The sequence below is a fragment of the Bradyrhizobium retamae genome, from assembly GCF_001440415.1.
In the GTDB taxonomy this organism is placed as follows: Bacteria; Pseudomonadota; Alphaproteobacteria; order Rhizobiales; family Xanthobacteraceae; genus Bradyrhizobium; species Bradyrhizobium retamae.
This window is the reverse complement of sequence record NZ_LLYA01000021.1, coordinates 1-6,848: the sequence shown is the minus strand read 5'-3', so window position 1 is coordinate 6,848 and position 6,848 is coordinate 1. Positions and strand designations below refer to the sequence as shown.

The 6,848-nt window shown below is 60.5% G+C and carries 5 protein-coding genes; 1 reads left to right on the top strand and 4 read right to left on the bottom strand.

The window, feature by feature from the left end; all coding sequences use genetic code 11:
* Positions 1-86 precede the first annotated feature (86 nt).
* The 4 genes from CQ13_RS40520 to CQ13_RS05070 form a co-directional block, all read right to left on the bottom strand.
* Complete coding sequence (locus CQ13_RS40520) at positions 87-845, bottom strand: hypothetical protein (protein WP_197427247.1); 759 nt, start codon at positions 843-845, stop codon at positions 87-89.
* 4 nt (positions 846-849) lie between these two features.
* Positions 850-3,831: an excinuclease ABC subunit UvrA gene (gene uvrA / locus CQ13_RS05080; RefSeq protein WP_057841920.1), complete on the bottom strand. Its 2,982-nt coding sequence runs from the start codon at positions 3,829-3,831 to the stop codon at positions 850-852.
* Positions 3,832-4,096: 265 nt separating this feature from the next.
* Positions 4,097-4,750: an outer membrane protein gene (locus tag CQ13_RS05075; RefSeq protein ID WP_057841922.1), complete on the bottom strand. Its 654-nt coding sequence runs from the start codon at positions 4,748-4,750 to the stop codon at positions 4,097-4,099.
* A 272-nt stretch (positions 4,751-5,022) separates the two neighbouring features.
* Complete coding sequence (locus CQ13_RS05070) at positions 5,023-5,802, bottom strand: outer membrane protein (RefSeq protein ID WP_057841919.1); 780 nt, start codon at positions 5,800-5,802, stop codon at positions 5,023-5,025.
* A gap of 507 nt (positions 5,803-6,309) precedes the next feature.
* Here CQ13_RS05070 and CQ13_RS05065 point away from each other — a divergent pair.
* The gene (locus CQ13_RS05065) at positions 6,310-6,798 is read left to right on the top strand and encodes a single-stranded DNA-binding protein (RefSeq protein ID WP_057841921.1); all 489 of its coding nucleotides are present in this window, start codon (positions 6,310-6,312) and stop codon (positions 6,796-6,798) included.
* Positions 6,799-6,848 lie beyond the last annotated feature (50 nt).

Here is a 6,848-nt window from a genome sequence, read left to right as displayed (position 1 = left end):
TCCGTTGTCTCGGCTCCGACTACCCGCAAAACCCAAATGGTTCACAGGCTCTACGCTATTGTGCGCACGTTACGAGTGGCAATGTCTCAGAAGGTGAGTGCCTGAAACGGATGCGGGTCGGTGCTTAGTGTTTCCCAATCGAACGAGTAGCGGTCTTCCAAAGACCAATCCTTCGGAAATTTCACGTGAAAGTAGCCTCCGATCGCGTTCTCAAATCCGCCATCGGGTGTCCCGTACTCTGTACCAAGGACGGCTGGCTGAAAATCAAACCTAATAAATTGAGATGACAATAGGGCGACCAGTCCTGATACCGCGCTAATCAACGTTTCAAAATTTGATCTTGGGAAATTGTTGTGACGATCATGCTTTGACTCATTGTAGGCTTTATACCATGGGAGCAGATCACGCTCCGTAGTCCAGGCATCAAATGGCTTACGGACGTTCTGTGTACCATGCCACAGTGGCATTCGAACTTCGTAAGATGAGAGATGGTGAGTTTGATTTAGTTTGCGATAGTCCTGAACATTCCACCAATCTGCTGACCTGTTGGGGTTGACGTAGTTATTTTCCAACAAGATCGCCTTGCAATGAGCCTCCACTTCGATACAGGTTCGCATAAGCAATTCATGAATTCTGTACGAATAACAACTTAGATTTTGATCGGCGGGCTCGATGTAATCGAAAAGTTCGAGCAGATCCTTTTGAATCAGAAGAAAAGCCCGAATGTATTGCGGACCAGCTACGGCAAATCGAGGATCGCTAACGTAACGTCCGTGTCCGGAATTTTCGTAGCTTCCATCAGCGAGCTGCCGACACGTTCGGAAGAATGGCCTGATAACAACCACGGCCTCACTCCGCCGCCTCGCTCGCACTCGTGCTCTTCCGCGGCTTGCCATCCGCCTTCTTCAGCACCGGTGCCAGAAACTTGCCCGTGTAGCTCCGCGGCGCCTTGGCGATGTCCTCCGGCGGGCCCCAGGCGACGATTTCGCCGCCGCCGTCGCCGCCTTCGGGGCCGAGGTCGATGACCCAGTCGGCGGTCTTGATGACTTCGAGGTTGTGCTCGATCACGACGACCGTGTTGCCCTGCGCGACTAGCTCGTGCAGCACTTCGAGCAGTTTCGCCACGTCGTGGAAGTGCAGACCGGTGGTGGGTTCGTCCAGGATGTAGAGCGTGCGGCCGGTGGCGCGCTTTGAGAGCTCTTTGGCAAGCTTGACGCGCTGGGCTTCGCCGCCGGACAGGGTGGTGGCCTGCTGGCCGACATGGATGTAGTCGAGGCCGACGCGGTGCAGCGTTTTGAAGGTTTCGCGCACACGCGGCACCGCCTTGAAGAATTCGGCGGCTTCTTCCACCGTCATGTCGAGCACGTCGGAGATCGACTTGCCCTTGAACAGGACCTCTAACGTCTCTCGGTTGTAGCGTTTGCCTTTGCAGGTATCGCAGGTGACGTAGACGTCGGGCAAAAAGTGCATCTCGATCTTGATGACGCCGTCGCCCTGGCAGGCCTCGCAGCGGCCGCCCTTGACGTTGAAGGAGAAACGGCCGGGCTCGTAGCCGCGCGCCTTGGCTTCGGGCAGGCCGGCAAACCATTCGCGGATCGGGGTGAAGGCGCCGGTATAGGTCGCAGGGTTGGAGCGCGGGGTGCGGCCGATCGGCGACTGATCGATATCGATGATCTTGTCGATGTGCTCCAGCCCCTCGATGCGGTCGTGGGGGGCGGCGCCTTCGCTGGCGTTGTTGAGTTTGCGCGCGATGGCACGGTAGAGCGTGTCGATCAGCAGCGTGGACTTGCCGCCGCCGGAAACGCCGGTGACGCAGGTGAATAGCCCCAACGGAATTTCCGCCGAGACGTTTTTCAGATTGTTGCCGCGGGCGTTGACGACCTTGATGGTGCGGCGATGGTTCGGCGGCCGGCGCTCGGGGATCGGCACCGACAATTCGCCGGTGAGGTATTTGCCCGTCAGCGACTTCGGATTCCGCATGATGTCGGCGGGCGTGCCCTGCGCCACGATGTGGCCGCCATGCATGCCGGCGCCGGGGCCGATGTCAAGCACGTAATCCGCCAGGCGTATCGCGTCCTCGTCATGCTCGACCACGATCACGGTATTGCCGAGATCGCGCAGCCGCTTCAGCGTCTCCAGCAGGCGCGCATTGTCGCGTTGGTGCAGGCCGATCGAGGGCTCGTCCAGCACATAGAGCACGCCTGTCAGCCCCGAGCCGATCTGCGAGGCGAGGCGGATGCGCTGGCTTTCGCCGCCGGAGAGCGTGCCGGAGGAGCGGGAGAGCGTGAGGTAGTTCAGGCCGACGTCGAGCAGGAAGGACAGCCGCTCGCGGATCTCCTTCAAGACGCGCGCGGCGATCTCGTTCTGCTGGTCGTTGAGCGCCTTCGGCACGCTTTCGAACCATTCGCCGGCGCGCTTCACCGACAGTTCGGAGATCTCGCCGATATGCTTGCCGCCGATCTTGACGCAGAGCGCCTCGGGCTTGAGCCGATGGCCCTTGCAGGCCTCGCATGGGATATCGGAGAAATACTTTGCCAGCTCCTCGCGCGCCCATTCGCTCTCGGTCTCGCGGTAGCGGCGCTCGAGGTTGGTGATGACGCCCTCGAACGGCTTCTTGGTGTCGTAGGAGCGGACGCCATCCTCGTAGGAGAATTTTATCTCGTCGTCGCCGGAGCCGTGCAGCAGGGCTGCTTGCGTCTTTTTCGGCAGGTCCTTCCACTTGGTGTCGAGCGTGAACTTGTAGAACTTGCCGAGCGCGGTCAGCGTCTGGATGTAATAGGGCGAGGACGACTTTGCCCAGGGCGCAATCGCACCCTTGCGCAAGGTCAACTCCTTGTCGGGAATGACGAGGTCCTCGTCGATATGCTGCTCGATGCCGAGGCCGCCGCAGGCGGGGCAGGCGCCATACGGATTGTTGAACGAGAACAACCGCGGCTCGATTTCGGGAATCGTGAAGCCGGAGACCGGGCAGGCGAATTTCTCCGAGAACAGAATCCGCTCCGGCCCGCTCTTGTCGTGGATCTTTGCGGTTTTCTTCTTGTCCTCGGCCGCAGGCGCGCCTGCCGGCGCGTCGGCATATTCGATCACGGCGAGCCCCTCGGCGAGCTTCAGCGCGGTCTCAAAACTTTCCGCGAGGCGCTGGCCGAGGTCGGGGCGCACCACGATGCGGTCGACGACGACATCAATGTCGTGCGGGAATTTCTTGTCGAGCGTCGGCGCGTCGGAGAGCCCATAGAACGTGCCGTCGATCTTGACGCGCTGAAAACCCTTCTTGAGCCATTCGGCGAGCTCTTTCTTGTACTCGCCCTTGCGGCCGCGCACGACCGGCGCCAGCAGATAGAGCCGGGTGCCCTCGGGCAGTGCCAGCACGCGATCGACCATCTGCGAGACGACCTGGCTTTCGATCGGCAATCCCGTGGCCGGCGAGTAGGGCACGCCGACGCGTGCCCACAAGAGGCGCATGTAGTCGTAGATCTCGGTGACGGTGCCGACGGTGGAGCGCGGGTTCTTCGAGGTGGTCTTCTGCTCGATCGAGATCGCAGGAGACAGGCCGTCGATCTGGTCGACGTCCGGCTTCTGCATCATCTCCAGGAACTGGCGCGCGTAAGCCGAGAGCGATTCGACGTAGCGGCGCTGGCCCTCGGCATAGATGGTATCGAAGGCGAGCGAGGATTTGCCGGAGCCGGAGAGGCCGGTGAACACCACGAGCTTGTCGCGGGGAATCTCGAGATCGACATTCTTGAGATTGTGCTCGCGCGCACCGCGGATGGTGATCGCACGCGATGCGGAGCCGGCGTTCTGTTGGCGCTTCGCCCTGAGCACTTCATCCATATCGGCATTTCCAGACGCGAGGCACGCGCCACGTTGGGCGCGCATCGCCGGGCAAGAACCGGGATCAGGCGCCGTTGATTGAAAGTCGGAACATAGGAAGAACGACAGGGAATTTCCAGTGCCGCGCGCGAATCATCAACGGATTGTTTGCGCTCAGATGTTTTTGGCAGCAGCCGTCAGCAGCTCCGATCGGAACTCCTCAAATACAAACGCCTCCGTTCCGAATTTCTCGGAACGGAGGCGCAGGTAGTTTCAGCAGGAAATCTTAGAAGTGATAGTTCACGCCGACCTGAACGCTGTTCAGGTTGAGCGTTCCGCTCGCAAGAGGAGCAACGCCTGCGAAGTAGGTCTCGCCCTGGAAGCTGCGATAGAGATACTCAGCCTTGACCGACCATTTCGGTGCGAACATCACCTCGACGCCAGCACCGAGAGTCCAGCCGGAGTGGATCTGGCTATCCGACACGCTCACGCCGAGCGCTGATAATGTCAGACGGTTGTCGGCCCAGGCATAACCGCCGGTGCCGTAGACAAGGACCTGGTCGAAGGCGTAGCCGACGCGGCCACGAACGGTACCCATCGAGCGAATCCGGGTCTCTACGGCGGCGAGCGCCGGGTTACCCACTCTTACGCCGACATCTGCCCAGGCGGCATCGGCCTCAACGCCGAGCACGAAGTTGCCAGTCTGCCAGTTGTAGCCGAGCGTGCCGCCGGCGAAGCCGCCGCTGATCTCGCCCAACGCATCTGAGGTGTTTTCCTGGGCGTAGCCGCCCATCGCGCCGAGGTAAAAGCCGGTCCAGTTGTTGATCGCAATCGCTGCGGCGGGCGCCTTGGTGTAGGGCCTGGCAGAGAGATCGGCGGCCATCGCAGGTGCCATCCCAAGCGCGATCAGGCCGGTGGTGGTCAGCAGAATCTTCTTCACTTTCTTTTTCCTTTCGCGGCTCTCCAACGCAACTTTCCTCAGCCGTCAATTTGAGGTTGCTTGGCGATATAGGGCGAAGTTCCCGAAAAATGCTGTCACGGAAATACCACATCAGCGGCAAAAGCATGAAAATACAGCCGTTCCGGGTGTCGGTCGTGCCGGTCTACAACCAAACAAAAAGGCCGGCGCAAGGCCGGCCTTCTCAGTGCTGGTTATCAACAAAAAGGCCGGCGTGAAGCCGGCCTTTCCGTAGTACCGCGCTGGCTTTGCGATCAGTACCTCGCGATGACGGGGCCGCCCCAGCGGTAGTTGACGCGGACCGTGACGAGATCGACGTCCTGGCTGATGTTACTAGTTCTCGAGAACGAGCCGGCCGGAGCACCAATAAAGTTGCCGGATGCAGCAAAGTCGACGTCGCGGTCACCCATAAACAGGTGGTTGTACTCGACGCCAACCGACCAGTTCGGGGCGAAGCCGACTTCGAGACCGGCACCAACGACGCCGCCCCAACGCGTTTCCTTGGCGCTGTCGATTAGCAGCCCGGTCGCGACATCGAACCCCCTGTATTTGTCGCTGGTCACGGCCGCGCCGCCCTTGACGTAGAGCAGGACGTTGTTCCAGGCATAGCCGACCTGACCGGTGATCAGTCCGAACGCGTTGATCCTCGACTCATTCTCAACGGGAGCGAGAAAGGCCAAACTTGTGTTGGAGCCCTGGAAGTCAGCCCAGTTGCCTTGCCCTTCCAAGCCGAACACCCAAGTGCCGGCCTGCCAGCGGTAGCCGAGTTGACCGCCGGCCGTGCCGCCGGTTGCGTCATGGCAGCCTTCGGCGACGGGCGGAACGAAAGGACCCAAGGCGTCGGCGGTGAGATCCCAGCACTTGCGGCCCGAACCCCAGCCGCCGTTGGCGCCGATGTAGAAGCCGGTCCAATCATACACAGCAGCGACCGGAGCAGGCGGCGCCTTGGTGTAAGGGCGCGCAGCGAGGTCGGCTGCCGCAGCAGGTGCGGCGAACGCAATGAGCGCAACTGTAGCTAACAGATACTTCTTCATGATCTATCCCCAGTTTTTGTCCGCTTCCCGCTAGGCCTGAAGCGTTGTTGTGACGCGAGCGCCCGCGCCGCTGGAGAATTCTATACCGCGACTCGACCGGAAATGGCGTGTCCCGGATGCAACAGGCGCCAACCAAGTTCATGTAACGAAGCTTATGATTTATCTGGTATAATTGGAACCCAGACGGGAACTTTCGGGTTCCGTTTCACCTCTTTCGGTTCCCCCGTGGGTTCCCGGGGTTCGCCTAGAGATTGCAAAGCCGCCAGCAAACGCAGATAGGACGTTATCCGGAACAAAGCTGGAACAGGCACGTGGGCGATGCTATATGTGGATAACCGCTGACTTGCCGAGGGATCGCCAAGTCAGCGGGGTCTGTCAGTGTATAGGGTCCGGCTGTCCGGGAGCGGAAGCGGAAACGGACAAGCGACAGGTTAAGAATTGAAGACGGCCGGCACGGAAGCGGCCGGACCAGTGATTTTTGCCGGCGATATCGAGTGGAGAGCGGCGATGGCGGGAAGCGTGAATAAGGTGATTCTGGTCGGCAATCTCGGCAAGGATCCTGAAATCCGGCGGACACAGGACGGGCGGCCGATCGCCAATCTGAGCATCGCGACATCGGAGACCTGGCGCGACAAAGGCACCGGCGAGCGCAAGGAAAAGACCGAGTGGCACCGCGTGGTGATCTTCAACGAGGGGCTCTGCAAGGTCGCCGAGCAATATCTGAAGAAGGGCGCCAAGGTTTACATTGAGGGCCAGTTGCAGACGCGCAAATGGACCGATCAGAGCGGGGTCGACAAATACTCGACCGAGGTCGTGCTTCAGGGCTTTAACTCGAACCTGACCATGCTCGACGGCCGCAGCGGCGGCGGGGGCGGCAGCTTCGGCTCCGATGATTCCGGTGATTTCGGCTCGAGCGGTCCGGCCAGCTCCGCGCCGCGGCGGGCGGTCGCGGCGGGCAGCCGCAACAGCGATATGGACGACGACATCCCGTTCTAGGGTCTGTTGGGATTCATCGCGAGTTTATCACGGCAGCGGCGAGGTGGATC

Excerpts from the sequence above, each read along its gene's own strand:
- uvrA (WP_057841920.1), bottom strand. The coding sequence starts at position 3,831 with ATGGATGAAGTGCTCAGGGCGAAGCGCCAACAGAACGCCGGCTCCGCA.
- CQ13_RS05065 (WP_057841921.1), top strand. The coding sequence starts at position 6,310 with ATGGCGGGAAGCGTGAATAAGGTGATTCTGGTCGGCAATCTCGGCAAG.
- CQ13_RS05070 (WP_057841919.1), bottom strand. The coding sequence starts at position 5,802 with ATGAAGAAGTATCTGTTAGCTACAGTTGCGCTCATTGCGTTCGCCGCA.